The following is a 19,512-nucleotide window of genomic DNA, read 5'->3' on the forward strand; positions in this document are numbered from 1 at the left end:
CGCCGATGGTAGTGTGGGGTTTCCCCATGTGAGAGTAGGTCATCGTCAAGATTAAATTCCAAAACCCCTATCTGCGCATGCAGGTAGGGGTTTTGTTTTTGGGGTGCCTTTTCCTGCAGGCGCGAGCTTGCTCCTACATTTCCACTCCCTCGCTTCAAGAGAATGCTATTGCTGGCCGATAACCCATAGGATCGCAGCGATGCTCATCACGCTTCCCAGAGAAACCCCTTGATGGATGATGGCTAACCGCTATTATCAGCGCGCCATAAGGGCAATGAAGCGGATCGTGTTCGTGCATTTGCCTTTCGGTTCTTCTCTTAAATTGCCTGGAAATCTTCGATGCTGTCGTATCACCAAAAGAGTTTTCTGATCGTCGATGATTTCTCGGATTTCCGCAGTTCGGTCAGGTCGATGCTGCGCGAGCTGGGGGTCAAGGATGTGGACACGGCCGACACTGGCGAACAGGCGCTGAAGATGTGTTCGCAGAAATCCTACGATTTCATCCTGCAGGACTTTCACCTGGGCGATGGCAAGAAGAACGGTCAGCAGGTGCTCGAAGACCTGATGATCGACAAGCTGGTCAGTCACGAAAGTGTATTCGTGATGGTCACCGCGGAAACCAGCCAGGCCATGGTGCTCAGCGCCCTGGAGCACGAACCTGATGCTTACCTGACCAAGCCGTTCAACCGTTCCGGCCTGGCCCAACGCCTGGAGCGACTGGTGCAGCGCAAGACCCTGCTCAAGCCGATACTGCAAGCCCTGGACAGAGGTAAACCGCTTGAGGTCCTCAATGCCTGCATCGCCTTGTGCAAACAGGACATCCGCTATTCACCGTTATGCTTGCGCTATCGCGCTGATGCTCTGCGCGACCTCAATCAGAACGAGGCCCTGGAGCGTCTCTACGACAGCATCATCGCCGACCGGCCTTTGCCTTGGGCATTTGCCGGGCTGGGCAAGTTGCTGTTCAAGCGGGGTCAGGTGACCCAGGCAAAAGCCGTTTATGAAAAAGCGCTGAAGGTGTTCCCGATGATGCCGGCGCTCTACGATGGCATGGCAGAGGTGCTGGTTGTCGAAGGGGATTCCAGGGCCGCCCAACGCGTCCTGGAAGAGGCGATTCGCTTGTCGCCACTGGCTGTGCGCAGGCAAGCGCAACTGGGCAAACTGGCAATGACCAATGAAGATTTTGACACGGCGTCCAAAGCCTACCGCCAGGCTGTCGCCCAAGGTGCCCAGTCACGTTTCAAGGATGCGGAAAGCAACCTTGGACTGGCTCACGCATTGATCAGCAAGGGCAGTGAAAAAGGCCTGGATACCCGGACTCGCCTGGAAATCAACACGACCCTGAGTGCGGTGGCCAAGGAGAACCCGACCGATCCTGGTCTGCAAATCAGGGCGCGATTGATGAAGGCGACGAGCCTGCTGCTCAACGACGCCGAAACAGCGGAAAAACTGACCGAGCAAGCAATCATGCGACTCGATGGCATGGAGCAGTTCATGAGTGCCGAAGCGGCGCTGTTGGTGGCCAAGCAATTACAGATGCTGGGTCAGGCCAATGCGGGCGCTACGATGTTGAAAAACTGTGCGGAGATCTACGGCGACGATCCCACAGTCATGAAGGGCATTGCCAAGTTGACCGATGATCCGAGTATCCTCAACTCCGGCAACGTTGCGGCTGATCTCAATCGTCAGGGTGTGCGCGTGTACAAGACCGGTGACCTGGTGCAGGCCCGGGGAATTTTCCGCAAAGCCCTGGCGCTGCAGCCCAAGAACATCAGTATTGCGCTGAACCTTGCGCAGGCGTTGCTGCATGGCACAGATACCAATGTCCCCTCGGCGGAACTGGTGGAGTGTCGGACTTGCCTGAAAATGGTCGGCTTGATGCCGGATACGGACTCGCGTTTTGCGCGTTATAAAAAGCTCCAGAACAAGGCATTTGGCGAATGAACGACCAGCAACAGGCATTGGATTTCTCGACGGTAATAGCCTCCACCGTACACGACATGAAGAACTCGCTGGCCATGCTTATGCGGGCTCACAGCCAAAGCCTGGCGAATTTGCCGGTGTCTGCGCGTCACACCCCGGAGCAGGGTGTGATCGAGTTCGAGTTTGCGCACCTCAATGGCCTGATGGTGCAGTTGCTTGGTTTGTACAAACTGGGTGTCAACCAAATGCCCCTGCAGCCGGCCTACCACGAACTGGATGACTTCATCGAAGCGCAACTGGCCTGTCATCAAGACGTCTTCGCCAGCCGCGGTATCGCCGCGACGTTTGAAGTCGATCCCTTGTGCCCCCTGGGTTTTTTCGACCGTGAGCTGATCGCCTCGGTACTGGCCAACAGCGTTAATAATGCGATCCGTTATGCCCGTCATGCGCTGTTGATCAGTGCTAGCGACGAAGCTGGGCAACTGGTCTTGACCATCAACGACGATGGTGAGGGTTATCCACCACAGATGATCGAGCGCCAGGGCGAGTACGTGCAGGGTATCAATCACAGCACTGGCAGCACCGGCCTGGGTCTGTACTTTGCCGGTCGGATTGCCGCGCTGCATCAACGTAACGGCGTAGGTGGACGTACGGAAATCAGCAATGGCGGCCCTTTGGGCGGGGGCGTCTTCAGGCTCTATCTTCCTTGAGCCCGGTGCGCCTACATTTTTGTGCATCGTGCTTGATATTCTGAACACGCGGAGCCTATTTTGTACGAGTTGCCGCTCGCGGCTCGTATAAGAACAAGGATTGCGTCATGACAACCGATGGCCTGAGTTCTCTCGCGCAGCGATTGACGGGCATTGATGAAATCGAATGCGTTACGCCGGATTTGAATGGCGTACCACGGGGCAAAGTGATGACTGCAGCGGGCTTCCTCGAAGGACGCCGTTTGCAGTTGGCACGGGGCGTGATGCTGCAATGCATCATGGGCGGATATCCGCCGGCGCGTTTTTACGGTTGCGACGACGGCGATCTCGCGCTGGTCCCGGATCCGGCGCAGATCCACCGCCTGCCCTGGAGCGAGCATCCGCGGGCATTGGCCATCTGTGATGCGGATGAGTTGACGGGCGAAAGCTCCAACCTGTCGACCCGTGGTCAACTCAAGGCGGTTATCGCGCGTTATGCGGCCATTGGCCTGGCACCGGTGGTGGCCACCGAGCTGGAGTTTTTTGTCTTCGCTCCCAATACCGATTCGACCCAGCCTTTCCAGGCACCGACTGGCTTGGATGGTCGTCGCGAGGAGGGGCACTCGGCGTTCAGTATCAGTTCCAATAATGGCCTGCGGCCGTTCTTCTGCGAGGTCTATGAATGCATGGCTGAGCTGGGCCTGCCTCGCGATACCTTCATGCACGAGATGGGTGTCAGCCAGTTCGAAATCAACCTGCTGCACGGCGACCCCTTGCTGCTGGCCGACCAGACTTTCCTGTTCAAGCATTTGCTCAAGGAGGTCGCGCTCAAGCACGGCTTGATCGTGGTTTGCATGGCCAAGCCACTGGCGCATACGCCGGGCAGTTCGATGCACATTCACCAGAGCATCGTCGAGATCGGCACGGGTCGGAATGTCTTCACCGACGAAAGCGGTCAAGCGAGCGCGACCTTCCGTCATTTCATCGGTGGTCAGCAAGCCGGCATGGCGGATTTCACTGCGTTGTTTGCGCCGAACGTGAATTCCTATCAGCGCTTGTACCATCCCTTCGCATCACCGAATAATGCCTGCTGGTCACATGACAACCGGTCGGCCGGTTTGCGCATTCCCGCCAGTTCGCCCATCGCTCGCAGGGTCGAAAACCGCTTGCCGGGGGCCGACGCCAATCCGTATCTGGCGATTGCAGCGAGCCTGGCGTGCGGCTTGTACGGCATCGAACACCAGCTGGAACCCGACGAGCCGATCCAGGGGGCGTTCGAAGTGCCGGATAAACTTTCCTTACCTTGTACCTTGCATGCAGCGCTGGAGCGTCTGAAACGTAGCCAGTTGGCAATGGAACTGTTCGGCAAGGAGTTCATCGAAGGCTACATCGCTTCGAAGACCATGGAGTTGACCAGTTTCTTTGACGAAATCACTCCCTGGGAGCGGCGCGTCCTCGCCGCCCAGGCCTGACGAAATATCGACACCGGGCTATCGTTTGAATAGCCCGTCACTCACTGCAAGGAGCCGCTCGTTGCGCCAAATCTGGAAGTCCTTTCGAGCGCTTTACTTCGCTTCGCTGATGATGTTGATCGGCTCAGGCCTGTTGAGTACTTACCTGGCATTGCGCCTGGCGGCCGATCATGTCGACAGCCTGTGGGTCGGTGCGTTGATGGCCGCCAACTATTTCGGCCTGGTGCTGGGCGGAAAGATCGGCCATCGATTGATTGCCCGGGTCGGGCATATACGAGCCTACTCGGCCTGTGCCGGGATCGTCGGTGCGGCGGTACTGGGCCATGGCCTGGTGAACTGGTTGCCTGCCTGGTTGTTCCTGCGGGTGATCGTCGGTCTTGGCATGATGTGCCAGTACATGGTCATCGAGAGCTGGCTGAACGAGCAGGCCGAAGCCAAGCAGCGCGGGCTGGTGTTCAGCGGCTACATGATCGCCTCCTACCTGGGGCTGGTGCTGGGTCAGTTGATCCTGGTCATGCACCCGGGCCTGGGCTTGGAACTGCTGATGCTGGTGGCCCTGTGTTTCACCCTTTGCCTGGTGCCGGTAGCCCTGACCCGACGGATCCACCCGGCACCCCTGCATCCGGCGCCGATGGAGCCGCGCTTCTTTATCAAGCGCGTACCGCAGTCATTGAGTACCGTGTTGGGGGCAGGGCTGATTGTTGGCTCCTTCTACGGTCTGGCGCCGCTGTACGCCTCTCAGCAAGGGTTGTCCACGGAGCAGGTCGGCCTGTTCATGGGTAGCTGCATTTTTGCCGGGTTGCTGGTGCAGTGGCCTTTGGGATGGTTGTCCGATCGATATGACCGGGCGCTGTTGATTCGGTGTTTTGCGTTCAGCCTGGCATTGGCCGCCTTGCCGTTGGCGATCATGCAGCAGGTGCCGCTGGAGGTCCTATTCGTCGCCGGGTTCCTTTGTTCGTTGGTCCAGTTCTGTCTGTACCCGTTGGCAGTGGCCTTCTCCAATGACCATGTCGAGGGCGATCGACGGGTATCGCTGACGGCGATGTTGCTGGTGACCTACGGCGTTGGCGCCAGCATCGGGCCGTTGGTGGCGGGTGTGCTGATGAAGTTGTTCGGCAGCCAGATGCTCTACGCGTTCTTCAGTTTCTTTGCGTTGGTGCTGGTGTGGCGAATTCGTCCGAAAGCGGTGACCAACCTGCACCAGGTGGACGACGCGCCGCTGCATCACGTCGCCATGCCGGACAGTATGTCGAGTTCGCCACTGGTGGCGGCCCTCGATCCGCGGGTGGATGAGCAAGTGGTGCAGGACCAGATGCAAAATCCGGTTTCCCCGGAGCCAAGTCCGGAACCGGAACCGGAAACCGATCAGCCGCCGCAAGAACCGGATTCGGGCAGGGAGCAGAGTTTTACCGAAGCCAGGCCATGACATTCAGGTAAAAAAACGGGCAGTCACCACAAGGGTCTGCCCGTTTTTGCTGGAGAGGTTGACTCAGAAGTCGTCTTTGTCGAAACGCCGCGCTTCGCGTTGCAGTTGGTAGACGAACCGCTCGACCTGACGCTGCACCAGCCCGCTCATGTTGTGGAAGCGAACGCCGGCGAAGGTGGTGGAGATCTTTTCTTCAAAGTGCAGGTAGCGCAGTTCAACCGGTGCCGTCATTTTGCCGAAGGGCAGGTCGGCGCTGAAACGGTCGTAGACCTGGCCCAGTTGCAGGCTGCCAGTGATGTCGCCTTCGAAGCGCAACTTGCAGCCCGTGGCGGAAATGTCCAGCAGCTTGCCACTGATCGATGCCTTGAGCTTTTCACCGTCCAGATTGACGTTGACCAGTTGGGCCAGTTTCAAGGCAGCACGGAATGCATTGCGGCGCTGGTGGTAGACGACTTCATCGGGCAGGGTGCCACGGTAGCAACGGCTACCGTTGGATTCGTCGATGGTCAGAAGGCCATTGCTTTCCCACGCGATGCGCACGCCTTCATGAAAACCTTCGACCTTGAAAGGTTCGCCGGCCAGCAGGAAACGCTCGCCATCGCGGGGAATCATTTCGTCCAGGGCGATCATGTTGCGTTCACGGTCAAGGTCCACCAGATAACTCTGGAAGCGCTGGCTGCGCTCGTGGAACGTGATGATCAGCGGGTCATGACTGTCTAGCAGCTGGCGCAAATTGCCGGAGATTTCCAGGGGTGTGCTGAGCACCTTGGGTGGCTGCGGCGCATCTTCCGCGGTTAAGGCATTGGACACGGTTAATCAATCTCCAGACAATTTTTGACTACGGCGAGTGGCATATTGCCAGCATGTTTCGCGTCTTGATAGAGCGTGTTTATCGACAGGCTCAAGCCTGACTGAGCGGACGTGGTTTAACAAGCCTGGAGAATGATCCGCTGGCGTCATAGAGCGCGGGTTGTTCACCGCCGTTGAGGATTCTCAGCTGGGTGGCCGTGGCGGCCTGCTGTGCCAGGATCGACTGTCCATTGCTGGCGTTAGCGGCGTGGCATTGAGCCAGAAGGTCGGTCAGTACATCACTTTGCGCCAGCAGCGCTTCGCCAACGCTCGATTGGCTGGCCAGTTGCTCCAGACCGCTGCGGTTGGCTGGCAGGTTGAGGCTGACGAGAATCTCACTGCGTTTGCGGCCATGCTGTTCGAGTTCGATGACCATTGCCTGCTTCTGCGCCAGAATCTCTTCCAGCAACTGCATGTCGCGGCCATGCAAGGCGAGGGATTCGGTGCGCAGTATCTCCAGCAAGCGTTGCGCTGGAGCAAAGTCGTCGGTGATCAGTTGCAGTAAATGAGTGTCGTGCATGGCTGGCCTTGGGGTTTAAGCGTCCAAAAGCCTGGCGCGGGCCGGGGCCTAGCGCTGGGCTTCGAAGTTGAGCAGTTTGCTGGCGACACGGTTGCTGTCGACTTTATAGCTGCCATCGGCGATGGCTGCTTTCAGCTCGGCCACGCGGGATTTGTCGACGACAGGCTGATCGCGCAGCGTATCGGTGATCTTCTGCAACTGTTGCGCCTCATTGCTCAGATGTACCGATTCCCCGCTTTTGACGGTGCTTGCCTGTTCGGCCGGAATGTTGGGCTCGGCAGGCTTGCCGGTTTCGGCAGTTTCCTTGGGGGCGCTGGTACGTGTGCTGCCCGTGAGTGACGAGGAGCTGTTCAGTCGGCTGAAATCAATGACCATGGTAAAAAACCTCTGGGAATTTGGACGCTTGCCATGTTTTCGGCCATTCCCTGAAAAACTTTAGGCTCATTAATCAAAATGAGCTTGCGCGCGCCAGCGCTTGCCGTGCCTGGCACACAGTTTAGGGAACCGTCGAGGTCGGCGCCACTTCTTCACCCCCGTTAAGTCCTACATCGACACTTCCACCTGGCCCGGCGCGATGACCTGCGCCTTGATGACCCGTTTGGAATTGAGGTTCTTGACTCGAATCTGTTCGCTGAGGCCGCCACTGGCCAATGCCTCGCCGGGCATTCGCACGCTGAGCGTGCCACTGCGTGCGGTAATCACCACCTGGTCGCCCTTGCGTATGACTTCCGCCTGTTCGATGTGCACCAGGCTGATAACCTGATCATTGACCATTGGTCGGGTAAGTCGTTGCCCGATGGCCTGGTCTACGTCGGTCAAGTATCCCTGGTTGAGCAGGCTGATATCGCGTTCACGCAGCATGACGTCCTGCGGCTCGACAATGCCGGCGCGACGCAGGGGCCTGGTGGTGGTGACGACCTCGCGAAACAGGCGTACTTGAGCGGGCACGAAGACGGTCCAGGGGGATGTTCCTTCACAGCGAACCTTGACCGTTACCCGGCCCAAAGGCTTGGCCGGACTTTCCAGTGTGGCTGTCAATTCCTTGTCGCACATTGGCATGCGCAGGCGCGGATCTAGCGGGTTCACCTGGATTTCATAGCGCCCCTGGGTTTGACTGGTCGCCAGATAGTCCTCTACGGTGAATTCAAGAAAGCCCTGGGTGACGCCGATAAGCATGTCAGGCAAGGTAACCGCGTCAGCAAGGGCAGGGCTGCCAGCGTTGAACAGGCAAACAGCGGCCAACACCCCGAGCCATTGGCGGCAGGGGGGGGGCAGGCGGCGGAAAAATGTCGGTTCTGTGTTCATGACAGATAAAAAGCAAGCGCCGTGCCGTTTAGTGATGAAGGCGCGTCGCAACAACACTTAGCGTTGGCGTAGGAGTCAGGCATGGCTGGTGTAATGGATTCGGTAAACCAGCGCACGCAACTGGTGGGGCAAAATCGCCTTGAGTTGCTGTTGTTCCGTCTCGACGGCCAGCAGCTGTATGGGATCAATGTGTTCAAGGTGCGGGAGGTGCTGCAATGCCCCAAGCTGACGTTGATGCCCAAGTCCAGTCCTGTCGTGTGTGGCGTGGCTAATATTCGGGGGGCGACCATTCCGATCCTTGATCTGGCGATGGCGACCGGTTCCGGTGGCTTGAAGGACAAGAACAACCCCTTCGTGATCATCACGGAGTACAACACCAAGACCCAGGGATTCCTGGTGCGCTCGGTGGAGCGCATCGTCAACATGAACTGGGAGGAAATTCATCCGCCACCCAAGGGCACGGGGCGTGATCACTACCTGACGGCGGTGACTCGGGTCGACAACCAGTTGGTCGAAATCATTGACGTCGAGAAGGTGCTGGCGGAAGTGGCGCCGACCCCGGAAGCGATTTCCGCCGGGGTGGTGGATGTCGAGACCCAGCACAAGGCGCTTTCCTTGCGCGTGCTGACGGTCGATGACTCGTCGGTGGCGCGCAAGCAGGTCACCCGTTGCCTGCAGACGGTCGGTGTTGAAGTGGTGGCGTTGAACGACGGTCGGCAAGCGCTGGATTACCTGCGCAAACTGGTCGACGAGGGCAAGAGGCCGGAGGAGGAGTTCCTGATGATGATTTCCGACATCGAGATGCCGGAAATGGACGGGTACACCCTCACGGCCGAGATCCGCAACGACCCGCGCATGCAAAAGCTTCATATCATCCTGCATACTTCGTTGTCGGGTGTATTCAATCAGGCGATGGTCAGGAAGGTCGGTGCCGATGACTTCCTGGCAAAATTCCGCCCTGATGACCTGGCATCCCGGGTAGTCGACCGGATCAAAGCAGCAGATATCAGCTAGGGGCGTTCGGCCCCCGGCAGTCAACACGATTTTAGAGGCGGCAGCATTGTCTACGGGTAATTTGGATTTCGAACAGTTCCGGGTGTTCCTGGAAAAAGCCTGTGGCATTTTGCTCGGTGAAAACAAGCAGTATCTGGTCTCCAGCCGTCTCAACAAACTGATGGAGCAGCAAGGCATAAAGTCCCTGGGTGAGCTGGTCCAGCGCATTCAGACCCAGCCGCGCAGCGGGTTGCGCGAGATGGTCGTGGACGCGATGACGACCAACGAAACCCTGTGGTTTCGTGATACCTATCCGTTTGAAGTGTTGAAGAACAAGGTGCTTCCCGAAGCGATCAAGGCCAGTCCCGGCCAGCGCCTGCGGATCTGGTCGGCGGCCTGCTCGTCGGGTCAGGAACCGTATTCGCTGTCGATGTCCATCGATGAGTTCGAGCGGTTCAATCCAGGCCAATTGAGAATGGGCGTGCAGATTGTGGCCACTGACCTGTCGGGCACCATGCTGAACAACTGCAAGACGGGCGAGTACGACAGCCTGGCCATCGGTCGCGGTCTGTCTCCCGAGCGGCTGCAGCGTTACTTCGACCCCAAGGGGCCGGGACGCTGGGCCATCAAGGCGCCGATCAAGAGCCGGGTCGAGTTTCGCTCGTTCAACCTGCTGGACAGCTACGCCAGCCTTGGCAAGTTCGACATCGTGTTCTGTCGCAACGTTTTGATCTACTTCTCCGCCGAAGTGAAGAAGGACATCCTGTTGCGCATTCACAGCACGTTGAAGCCGGGCGGTTATCTGTTCCTCGGTGCTTCCGAAGCGTTGAACGGATTGCCGGATCATTACCAAATGGTGCAGTGCAGCCCGGGGATTATTTACCAGGCGAAATGACTTGTCGGTGTCATCAAAACGGGAGTCCTCAGGGGCTCCCGTTTTTTTATGTCTGCCGCTTTTGCATTCCTATAGGGAACGGCAAGCGGCAGAAAAGCGGCATCCAGCGGAAACCGGTTGCCGCTTTTCTGTCGTAGCCGCAGGGGGCGGTGCCCGCAAAGCCCCGGTTTACGGGGTTTTCTGAATTGGCATGACGCTTGCTATGTCCATCCTACGAAAAATCAGGTCACCCAAAGGTTTCCCGACATGAGCATCAGCTTCGATAAAGCGCTCGGTATTCACGAAAAGGCTCTGGGCTTGCGCGCCCAGCGTGCCGAAGTCCTGGCCAACAACATTGCCAACGCCGACACCCCGAACTACAAGGCGCGGGACCTGGAGTTCTCGAAAGTGCTCGAGGCGCAGAACGACAAGGCTAAAAACGGCACCTTCGCCTTGAACATGACCAACAGCCGTCATATCGAAGCCCAGGGCCTGGGCAATGGCGACGAGTCGCTGATGTACCGCACGCCGATGCAGCCGTCGATCGACCAGAACACCGTGGACGCCCAGCTGGAACAGTCGAACTACGCGGAAAACTCGGTCAACTTCCAGGCCAGTTTCACCCTGCTCAATAGCAAATTCAAAGGGCTGGTGTCAGCCCTGCGCGGAGAGTAATTCATGTCTCTATCCAGTGTTTTCAACATTGCCGGTAGCGGCATGAGTGCCCAGACCACGCGCTTGAACACCGTGGCCTCGAATATCGCCAACGCCGAGACAGTCTCCTCGAGCATCGACCAGACCTACCGTGCGCGTCACCCGGTGTTCGCCACCATGTTCCAGGGCGGCCAGGGCGGGGGCAGCGATTCTCTGTTCCAGAATCAGGACGCGGCCGGTCAAGGCGTTCAGGTATTGGGCGTGGTCGAAGACCAAAGCAACCTCGAGGCACGCTACGAGCCGAACCATCCGGCCGCGGATGCCAAGGGCTATGTCTATTACCCGAACGTCAACGTGGTGGAAGAAATGGCTGACATGATTTCCGCGAGCCGTTCGTTCCAGACCAACGCCGAAATGATGAACACCGCCAAGACCATGATGCAGAAGGTCCTGACCCTCGGTCAGTGATAAGGGGCGACTCAGATGAGTGTTACCGATACCACCAGTGGTTTGAGCCTCAACGACATCCTGGCCAACTCTTCGATCAAGACCACTACCACTACCAATGCCGATAGCCTGGCAGCGGCGACGGGTAGTGCCACCGGTAAAAAGGCCCTGGGCAAGGATGCGTTCCTGCAACTGCTGGTGACCCAACTGAAAAACCAGAACCCGCTGGAGCCCCAGGGCAACAGTGAGTTCGTGGCTCAGCTGGCGCAGTTCAGCAGCCTGGAAGGCATCACCACGCTCAACGATACCGTGTCTGGTATCGCCGGCAACTACAACTCGTCCCAGGCGTTGCAGGCTTCGGCTTTGGTCGGGCGTTCAGTCATCGCGCCGGGTGACAAATCCGTGGTCGACACCACGAAGGGCATGACCGGTTCGGTTGTGATACCGCAGTCAGTGGGTGAAGTGGCAGTGAAAATCACCGACAAGGATGGCAAGACTGTCCGCACCATCAAGCTGGACGACCAGCAAGCGGGTACCAGTAGCTTCACCTGGGATGGCAAGGACGATGCCGGCAATGTCGTCGAATCAGGTGCCTATACCTTTGCGGCGAACACCACCATCGATGACAAGGGCGTGGCACTGGTCACCAACCTGCCGGCAACGGTCAACAGCGTGACCATCAGCCAGACCGGCGGTGAATTGATGCTCAACCTGGCCGGGCTCGGCAGTGTCGCCCTGTCCAAAGTGCAAACCATTGGTATATAGAGCCGGCTAACGCGGCACAAAGGAGTGGATCATGTCTTTCAATATCGGCCTTAGCGGTCTCTATGCCGCCAACAAGCAACTGGACGTCACCGGTAACAACATCGCCAACGTTGCGACCACCGGCTTCAAATCGTCCCGCGCAGAATTCGAAGATGTGTACTCGGCATCCAAGCTGGGTACGGGCAGCAAAGTCGTAGGTAGCGGCGTACGCCTGGCTAACGTTTCCCAACAATTTACCCAGGGCGATATCAGCGCCACCGGTAATGTGCTGGACATGGGCATCAATGGCTCGGGCTTCTTCGTATTGAACAACAGCGGCTCGCTGTCCTACACCCGTGCCGGTACGTTCAAGGTCGACAAGGAAGGCTTTGTTACCAACAGCGACGGTACCTCGCGGCTGCAAGGCTACGGCGTGGATGCCAATGGCAAGATAGTCAATGGCGTGCTGACCGACCTGCGCATCGACACGTCCAACCTGGCGCCGAAATCCACCACCACCGTATCGTCGACGATCAACCTGAACTCTACGGCTGCGGTGATCGATCAGACAGTGGCGCTCAACAAGTTCGACCCGAGCAAGGTGGAAACTTACACCAAGAAGTTCAGCACTCCGGTTTTCGATACCCAGGGCAACCAGCACACCATGGATCAATACATGGTCAAGACCGGGACGAACACCTGGGATACCTACACCCTGATCGATGATCGCAATCCGGACGGCAGCGACCCGACGGACGCTGCGACGCCGCCAGTCGCTTCGACCATGACCTTCGACACATCGGGCAAGTTGGTGTCGGTCAGCACACCGGTTCCACCCACAGTGCCACCGACCGTACCAGCGCCTGCTCCGGTTATCAGTAATGAGTTGAAAGTCGCCAACTGGACCCCGGGTACAGTCAAGGATGGTGTCTGGACGGCCAATGGTGCAGCCGCCAATCCGGACGGTCTGACGATTGCCATGGGTAACACGACCCAGTTCAACGCCGACACCGCACGCTCCATTCCCGTTCAGAACGGTTACGCCACGGGTCAGATCACCAACCTGACCATCGACGGCAGCGGTGTGCTGCTGGCCAACTTCAGCAACTACCAGACCAAGCCGATCGGCCAGCTGGCGTTGGCCAGCTTCACCAACGAACAAGGTCTTCAGCCAGTCGGCGGTACCAGCTGGAAAGAAACCTACGCCTCAGGCATCCCGGGTTACGACTCGCCGGAAACTGGCTCGCTGGGTTCGATCCGCTCCAACTCCCTGGAAGAGTCCAACGTCAACGTGACCAATGAACTGGTCGATCTGATCAAGGCGCAGAGCAACTACCAGGCGAACGCCAAGACCATCTCTACCCAGAGCACCATCATGCAGACCATCATTCAGATGGCCTGATGCGGGTTGACTGAAAGCGCTACACAAGGAGCCCCTCGCAAGAGGGGCTTTTTTGTGACCAGCCAAAACTTCCTGTAGGAGCGAGCTTGCTCGCGATGGTCTTGAGAGCGACGCGTGTATTCAAGATGAGTTCGTTATCGTTAACGACCATCGCGAGCAAGCTCGCTCCTACATACAGGCAAAAGAAAACCCCCGACAAGCCAGGGGCCTGTCGGGGGTTTGGTGTTACCGGCTCAGCTTATTGGCAAGCTTCGCAATCCGGCTCGTCGATGGCGCAAGCCTTCGGCACTGGAGCAGGGCCGGCAGGCGCTGCCAGGACCGAGTCGTCACCGTGGTTGCCGCCGCTGGAAACAGCGTTCAGCTTGCCGGTGTTGATGGTCGACTTCTCGGTGCTGGTCGCGGCCAGGGCACGGAGGTAGTAGGTGGTTTTCAGACCACGGTACCAGGCCATGCGGTAGGTCACGTCCAGCTTCTTGCCCGATGCACCGGCGATGTACAGGTTCAGCGACTGAGCCTGGTCGATCCACTTCTGACGACGGCTGGCCGCGTCAACGATCCACTTGGTGTCCACTTCGAAGGCAGTCGCGTAGAGCTCCTTGAGTTCTTGCGGGATGCGCTCGATCTGCTGCACCGAACCATCGTAGTACTTCAGGTCGTTGATCATCACCGAGTCCCACAGGCCGCGAGCTTTGAGGTCGCGAACCAGGTACGGGTTGATCACGGTGAATTCGCCCGACAGGTTCGATTTCACATACAGGTTCTGGTAGGTCGGTTCGATCGACTGCGATACGCCAGTGATGTTGGCGATGGTCGCGGTCGGTGCGATGGCCATGATGTTCGAGTTACGGATACCTTTCTGTACACGGGCACGAACCGGTGCCCAGTCCAGGGATTCCTTCAGGTCGACATCGATGTACTTCTGGCCACGGGCCTCGATCAGGATCTGTTGCGAATCCAGCGGCAGGATGCCCTTGGACCACAGCGAACCCTGGAACGTCTCGTAGGCGCCGCGCTCGTCGGCCAGGTCGCAGGAAGCCTGGATCGCGTAGTAGCTGACCGCTTCCATCGACTTGTCGGCGAACTCGACGGCAGCGTCGGAACCGTAAGGAATGTGCTGCAGGTACAAGGCGTCCTGGAAGCCCATGATGCCCAGGCCAACCGGACGGTGCTTGAAGTTGGAGTTCTTCGCTTGCGGCACCGAGTAGTAGTTGATGTCGATCACGTTGTCGAGCATGCGCACGGCAGTGTTCACGGTGCGTTGCAGCTTGGCGGTGTCGAGCTTGCCGCCCACGATGTGGTTCGGCAGGTTGATCGAACCCAGGTTGCAAACGGCGATCTCGTCCTTGTTGGTGTTCAAGGTGATCTCGGTGCACAGGTTCGAGCTGTGGACCACGCCGACGTGCTGCTGCGGGCTGCGCAGGTTGCACGGGTCCTTGAAGGTCAGCCATGGGTGGCCGGTTTCAAACAGCATGGACAGCATCTTGCGCCACAGGTCTTTGGCCTGGATGGTCTTGAACAGCTTGACCTTGCCCGGGTACTCGGTCAGGGCTTCGTAGTACTCGTAGCGCTCTTCGAAGGCCTTGCCGGTCAGGTCGTGCAGGTCCGGAACTTCGGACGGCGAGAACAGGGTCCACTTGCCGTCATCGAAGACACGCTTCATGAACAGGTCAGGGATCCAGTTGGCGGTGTTCATGTCGTGGGTACGACGACGATCATCACCGGTGTTCTTACGCAGTTCGATGAACTCTTCGATGTCCATGTGCCAGGTTTCCAGGTAGGCACATACAGCGCCTTTGCGCTTGCCACCCTGGTTAACGGCGACGGCAGTGTCGTTCACTACTTTGAGGAACGGAACCACGCCTTGCGACTTGCCGTTGGTGCCCTTGATGTACGAACCCAGTGCACGAACCGGTGTCCAGTCGTTGCCCAGGCCACCAGCGAATTTCGACAGCATGGCGTTGTCGTGGATCGCATGGTAGATGCCCGACAGGTCGTCCGGCACGGTGGTCAGGTAGCAGCTCGACAGCTGTGGACGCAGGGTACCGGCGTTGAACAGGGTCGGGGTCGAGGACATGTAGTCGAAGGACGACAACAGGTTGTAGAACTCGATCGCACGGTCTTCTTTGTGTTTCTCTTCGATCGCCAGGCCCATGGCCACGCGCATGAAGAAGATCTGCGGAAGTTCGAAGCGCACGCCATCCTTGTGGATGAAGTAACGGTCGTACAGGGTTTGCAGGCCCAGGTAGGTGAACTGCTGGTCGCGCTCGTGGTTGATCGCCTTGCCGAGTTTTTCCAGGTCGAAGTCGGCCAGGACCGGGTTCAGCAATTCGAATTCGATACCCTTGGCGATGTAGGCAGGCAGGGCCTTGGCGTACAGGTCGACCATCTCGTGGTGGGTCGCGCTCTCGGCGACGCCGAGGAAGCCCAGGCCTTCGGCACGCAGGGTGTCCATCAGCAGGCGGGCGGTCACGAACGAGTAGTTCGGCTCACGCTCGACCAGTGTACGGGCGGTCATCACCAGGGCGGTGTTGACGTCGGTCAGGGCCACGCCGTCGTACAGGTTTTTCAGGGTTTCGCGCTGGATCAGGTCGCCGTCGACTTCTTCCAGGCCTTCGCACGCTTCGGTCACGATGGTGTTCAGGCGGCCCATGTCCAGCGGCGCCAGGCTGCCGTCGGCGCGGGTGATGCGGATCGACGGGTGAGCGTCGACCGCTTGCTCGGCCGGAGCGTGGGCGGCGCGTTCTTTCGAGCGACCGTCACGGTAGATCACGTAGTCGCGGGCCACTTTCTGCTCGCCGGCACGCATCAGGGCCAGTTCGACCTGGTCCTGGATTTCTTCGATGTGGATGGTGCCGCCCGATGGCATACGACGCTTGAAGGTGGCAGTGACCTGTTCGGTCAGGCGCGCCACGGTGTCGTGGATGCGCGACGAAGCGGCAGCGGTGCCGCCCTCAACTGCGAGAAACGCTTTGGTGATGGCGACGGTGATCTTGTCATCGGTGTAAGGAACGACAGTGCCGTTACGCTTGATCACGCGCAGCTGGCCAGGCGCGGTGGCGGACAGATCCGAATTCGAATCAGCGGCCTGCGGCAAGGTACCCTGCGGGTTCTCGCGAGTTGTGTCGGTTTGCATGGGGGGGTGTCTCCACATTCTCTATGTTTGTTTGGGCACCATCACGGTGCCCACCGTTCCGTCCTGAAGCACTACAACCGGCGAAGGCCGGGCATAACAACTTCGGGACAGTAGGAAGGGGGGCTATTGGGCGCCGCTTCCATGCCGAAGTCTTTGGTCTCACGCCTTGGGCCTGAGACCGGTGGTCCTTGTGAGGTGACAGTTGGGACTGCAACACCCGTACCGTTTTTCACCCCATGGGCCGAAATACAGTAGCCATCCGCGCGCGCGGTTTTGGGCTTTGGAAATTACGTTTGGTTCAACCGGAAAGAGGCAATAAAAGCGCTTGAAATTGGTATCCGGTTTGTGTTTGGTTTTTTGCGAAAAACCCTACATCTAGGGTTTTTTTTACGCTGAGCTACAAGATAATGCGTTTTGGGGGGGGAATGCAACGTACTACCTGTGGATAAACCTGTGCGTAAATTGTGTGTTATGGAAGGAATCGGCGTGCAGGCCGCGATGCTGCTGGACCTGACTTTTTTTCATCGATTTTCAATGATCGAAAACGCTCGAGCGGATTTTTAAGGGCGCGAACCCTATCACAAAAAACCCTGTTGTCCGAACGCATTTACCGGCTTGTGTTCTGCGTGGGCGACGTTTATACAATCGGTCAGCATGTATGCAATTTATCCACCCCTATCATTACAAAAAGACGGGCGGATCCTTCCTTATTAGCGTTCTGGCAAGTAGAGGTCACCGGTGGAGCAAGAAGCCTGGCAGGTATTGATTGTGGAGGACGATCAGCGTCTGGCCGAATTGACGCGCGATTACCTTCAAGCCAATGGCCTGCGTGTCTCGATCGAAGGCAATGGTGCCCTGGCGGCGGCCCGCATCATCAAGGAACAGCCGGACCTGGTGATTCTCGACCTGATGCTGCCGGGCGAAGACGGCCTGAGCATTTGCCGCAAGGTTCGCGACCGTTACGACGGCCCGATCCTGATGCTCACCGCGCGCACCGACGACACCGATCAGATCCTCGGCCTCGACCTGGGAGCCGACGACTACGTGTGCAAACCGGTGCGCCCGCGCTTGCTGCTGGCGCGCATCCAGGCATTGCTGCGACGCAGTGAAGCGCCGGAGGTCGCCCCGGAAAAACAGCGGCGCCTGCAATTCGGCCCGCTGGTGGTGGATAATGCATTGCGCGAAGCCTGGCTGCACGACAACGGCATCGAACTGACCAGCGCCGAGTTCGACTTGCTCTGGCTGCTGGTCGCCAACGCCGGGCGCATCCTGTCCCGGGAAGAAATCTTCACCGCGTTGCGTGGCATCGGCTATGACGGCCAGGATCGCTCCATCGACGTGCGCATCTCGCGCATCCGCCCGAAGATCGGCGATGACCCGGACCATCCGCGACTGATCAAGACCGTACGCAGCAAAGGTTATCTGTTTGTCCCCGAGGCCTGCGTAGACCCGACCCTGTGAACTCGATCTTCCTGCGTATCTACGGCGGCATGTGTGCCGCGCTGATATTGGTGGCGGTACTCGGTGTACTGGCGTTGCACCTGCTCAATCAGGTGCGCGGCGAGCAGTACCGCGAACGACTGGCCCACGGCACGTTTTCGCTGATGGCCGACAACCTGCAACCGATGAACCAGACCGAACGCCGCCGGGCCCTGTTGGTGTGGGAGCGGCTGCTGGGGATTCCGCTGGCGCTGAAAACCTTTGCCCAGACCGACCTCGACCTTACCCAGCGCACCCGCGTCTTGCGCGGCCAGGCCCTGGTGGAACAGACCGGCCCGCATGCGGCCAGGGTTTATCGACTGGTCAGCGACCAGGAGCAGCTTGTACTCACGGGTGAAGTCCAGCAGATCAGCGAACAACTCGCCCGGGCGACTATCTATCTGTTGGCGGACGAATTGGTGCGCTACCCCGTGGGCGAGCAACCGGTGCGCCTGGCGCAACTGAAACAGGACAAGGGTTTTGGCTTCGATCTGCGCCTGGTCACGGTCGAAGACGCCGACATGGATGAAGACCAGAGCCGTCGGGTGTCCGAGGGCGACACCGTGATGGCGCTGGGCAAGGAGGGCGATTCGATCCGGGTGTTCGCCGGCATGGTCGGTACGCCGTGGGTGCTGGAAATTGGCCCCTTGTACCAGATGAATCCTTATCCGCCGGAGTGGCTGGTGCTCATTGCCGCACTCGGGCTGAGCCTGATCGGTTTGATCGTCTACCTGCTGGTACGGCAACTGGAGCGCCGCCTGCGCGGGCTGGAAGCGGCGGCCACGCGGATCGCCAAGGGCAGCCTGGAAACCCGTGTGCCGGCGCGGGGAGCGGACTCGGTGGGGCGACTGGCGTCAGCGTTCAACGGCATGGCCGAGCACCTGCAACAGCTGTTGGCCATCCAGCGGGAGCTGGTGCGTGCCGTGTCCCACGAATTGCGCACGCCGGTCGCACGCCTGCGGTTTGGCCTGGAAATGATCGGCTCGGCCAAGACCCCACAAGACATGGAAAAATACTGCGAAGGCATGGACCACGATATCGAGGACCTCGACCGCCTGGTTGACGAGATGCTGACATACGCGCGATTGGAACAAGGCTCGCCAGCCCTGAACTTTCAGCGGATCGATCTGGATGCCCTGGTCAATCAGGTCATCGAGGAACTGGCGCCCTTGCGCGCCGAGGTCACGGTGCAGCGAGGGTTGTGCCTGTCGGCCGCCGACTGCGACGACGCGTGGGTCGAGGCCGAGCCGCGCTACTTGCACCGGGCACTGCAGAATCTGGTGACCAATGCCATGCGCCACGCACAATCGCGAGTCACCATCAGTTATCAGGTGGGGCAGCAGCGCTGTCGGGTGGATGTCGAAGATGACGGGCCGGGGGTGCCGGAAATGGCCTGGGAGAAAATCTTCACGCCGTTCCTGCGACTCGACGACAGCCGCACCCGGGCCTCGGGCGGCCATGGGCTGGGATTGTCGATCGTGCGGCGGATCATCCATTGGCACGACGGTCGGGCGTTGATTGGCAAGAGCAAAAGCCTGGGCGGCGCGTGTTTCAGCTTGAGCTGGCCGAGAAACCAGGAGAAGCGCTGAGCTTGCGGTCACC

General features: G+C 58.9%; 17 protein-coding genes. 12 read left to right on the plus strand and 5 right to left on the minus strand.

What is annotated here, in order from left to right:
• Window positions 1–339 precede the first annotated feature (339 nt).
• The 4 genes from ACYP2Q_RS14265 (at window position 340) to ACYP2Q_RS14280 (ending at window position 5,510) form a co-directional block, all read left to right on the plus strand.
• Window positions 340–1,944 (plus strand): response regulator, encoded by a 1,605-nt coding sequence (locus ACYP2Q_RS14265; RefSeq protein WP_459731044.1) that lies wholly within the window; start codon window positions 340–342, stop codon window positions 1,942–1,944.
• A complete protein-coding gene (locus ACYP2Q_RS14270) occupies window positions 1,941–2,633 on the plus strand; it encodes a sensor histidine kinase (protein ID WP_459731045.1) in 693 nt (230 codons plus the stop codon). The genes ACYP2Q_RS14265 and ACYP2Q_RS14270 overlap by 4 nt, the downstream gene beginning before the upstream one ends.
• Window positions 2,634–2,842: 209 nt before the next feature.
• A complete protein-coding gene (locus tag ACYP2Q_RS14275) occupies window positions 2,843–4,084 on the plus strand; it encodes a glutamine synthetase family protein (RefSeq protein WP_459731422.1) in 1,242 nt (413 codons plus the stop codon).
• Window positions 4,085–4,145: 61 nt separating this feature from the next.
• Window positions 4,146–5,510: an MFS transporter gene (locus tag ACYP2Q_RS14280; protein ID WP_459731046.1), complete on the plus strand. Its 1,365-nt coding sequence runs from the start codon at window positions 4,146–4,148 to the stop codon at window positions 5,508–5,510.
• Between the two features lie 63 nt (window positions 5,511–5,573).
• On the opposite strand, the gene ACYP2Q_RS14285 is transcribed toward ACYP2Q_RS14280, so the two are convergent.
• The 4 genes from ACYP2Q_RS14285 to flgA form a co-directional block, all read right to left on the minus strand.
• A complete protein-coding gene (locus tag ACYP2Q_RS14285; RefSeq protein WP_459731047.1) occupies window positions 5,574–6,320 on the minus strand; it encodes a flagellar brake protein in 747 nt (248 codons plus the stop codon).
• A 91-nt stretch (window positions 6,321–6,411) separates the two neighbouring features.
• Window positions 6,412–6,879, minus strand: a complete 468-nt coding sequence (locus ACYP2Q_RS14290) for a flagella synthesis protein FlgN (protein ID WP_459731048.1) — start codon at window positions 6,877–6,879, stop codon at window positions 6,412–6,414.
• Between the two features lie 48 nt (window positions 6,880–6,927).
• Window positions 6,928–7,254: a flagellar biosynthesis anti-sigma factor FlgM gene (gene flgM, locus ACYP2Q_RS14295; protein ID WP_459731049.1), complete on the minus strand. Its 327-nt coding sequence runs from the start codon at window positions 7,252–7,254 to the stop codon at window positions 6,928–6,930.
• A 168-nt stretch (window positions 7,255–7,422) separates the two neighbouring features.
• Entirely contained in the window at window positions 7,423–8,184 is a 762-nt protein-coding gene (gene flgA, locus ACYP2Q_RS14300) for a flagellar basal body P-ring formation chaperone FlgA (protein WP_459731050.1), read from the minus strand.
• 81 nt (window positions 8,185–8,265) lie between these two features.
• Between flgA and ACYP2Q_RS14305 the strand changes: the two genes are divergently transcribed.
• The 6 genes from ACYP2Q_RS14305 (at window position 8,266) to flgE (ending at window position 13,298) form a co-directional block, all read left to right on the plus strand.
• Window positions 8,266–9,198 carry a chemotaxis protein CheV gene (locus ACYP2Q_RS14305; protein ID WP_020801355.1) on the plus strand — a complete coding sequence of 311 codons (933 nt, stop codon included), beginning with the start codon at window positions 8,266–8,268 and terminating at the stop codon, window positions 9,196–9,198.
• A gap of 46 nt (window positions 9,199–9,244) precedes the next feature.
• Window positions 9,245–10,072: a protein-glutamate O-methyltransferase CheR gene (gene cheR, locus ACYP2Q_RS14310; RefSeq protein ID WP_046817752.1), complete on the plus strand. Its 828-nt coding sequence runs from the start codon at window positions 9,245–9,247 to the stop codon at window positions 10,070–10,072.
• Between the two features lie 246 nt (window positions 10,073–10,318).
• Window positions 10,319–10,726, plus strand: a complete 408-nt coding sequence (gene flgB, locus ACYP2Q_RS14315; protein ID WP_401318273.1) for a flagellar basal body rod protein FlgB — start codon at window positions 10,319–10,321, stop codon at window positions 10,724–10,726.
• Between the two features lie 3 nt (window positions 10,727–10,729).
• Complete coding sequence (flgC, locus tag ACYP2Q_RS14320; RefSeq protein WP_459731051.1) at window positions 10,730–11,173, plus strand: flagellar basal body rod protein FlgC; 444 nt, start codon at window positions 10,730–10,732, stop codon at window positions 11,171–11,173.
• 15 nt (window positions 11,174–11,188) lie between these two features.
• On the plus strand, window positions 11,189–11,917 hold the full coding sequence (gene flgD / locus ACYP2Q_RS14325) for a flagellar hook assembly protein FlgD (protein ID WP_459731052.1): 729 nt from the start codon (window positions 11,189–11,191) through the stop codon (window positions 11,915–11,917).
• A gap of 31 nt (window positions 11,918–11,948) precedes the next feature.
• Window positions 11,949–13,298, plus strand: coding sequence for a flagellar hook protein FlgE (gene flgE / locus ACYP2Q_RS14330; RefSeq protein ID WP_459731053.1), 1,350 nt, complete (start codon window positions 11,949–11,951; stop codon window positions 13,296–13,298).
• A 238-nt stretch (window positions 13,299–13,536) separates the two neighbouring features.
• Here flgE and ACYP2Q_RS14335 read toward each other — a convergent pair whose 3' ends face one another.
• Window positions 13,537–16,431 carry a ribonucleoside-diphosphate reductase subunit alpha gene (locus ACYP2Q_RS14335; protein WP_459731054.1) on the minus strand — a complete coding sequence of 965 codons (2,895 nt, stop codon included), beginning with the start codon at window positions 16,429–16,431 and terminating at the stop codon, window positions 13,537–13,539.
• A gap of 738 nt (window positions 16,432–17,169) precedes the next feature.
• Here ACYP2Q_RS14335 and ACYP2Q_RS14340 point away from each other — a divergent pair.
• Both ACYP2Q_RS14340 and ACYP2Q_RS14345 read left to right on the plus strand, forming a co-directional pair.
• Window positions 17,170–17,892 carry a winged helix-turn-helix domain-containing protein gene (locus ACYP2Q_RS14340; RefSeq protein ID WP_459731055.1) on the plus strand — a complete coding sequence of 241 codons (723 nt, stop codon included), beginning with the start codon at window positions 17,170–17,172 and terminating at the stop codon, window positions 17,890–17,892.
• A complete protein-coding gene (locus ACYP2Q_RS14345) occupies window positions 17,889–19,499 on the plus strand; it encodes an ATP-binding protein (RefSeq protein ID WP_459731057.1) in 1,611 nt (536 codons plus the stop codon). The genes ACYP2Q_RS14340 and ACYP2Q_RS14345 overlap by 4 nt, the downstream gene beginning before the upstream one ends.
• The last annotated feature ends 13 nt before the right edge of the window (window positions 19,500–19,512 follow it).

It is taken from the genome of Pseudomonas sp. MHK4, from assembly GCF_054600775.1.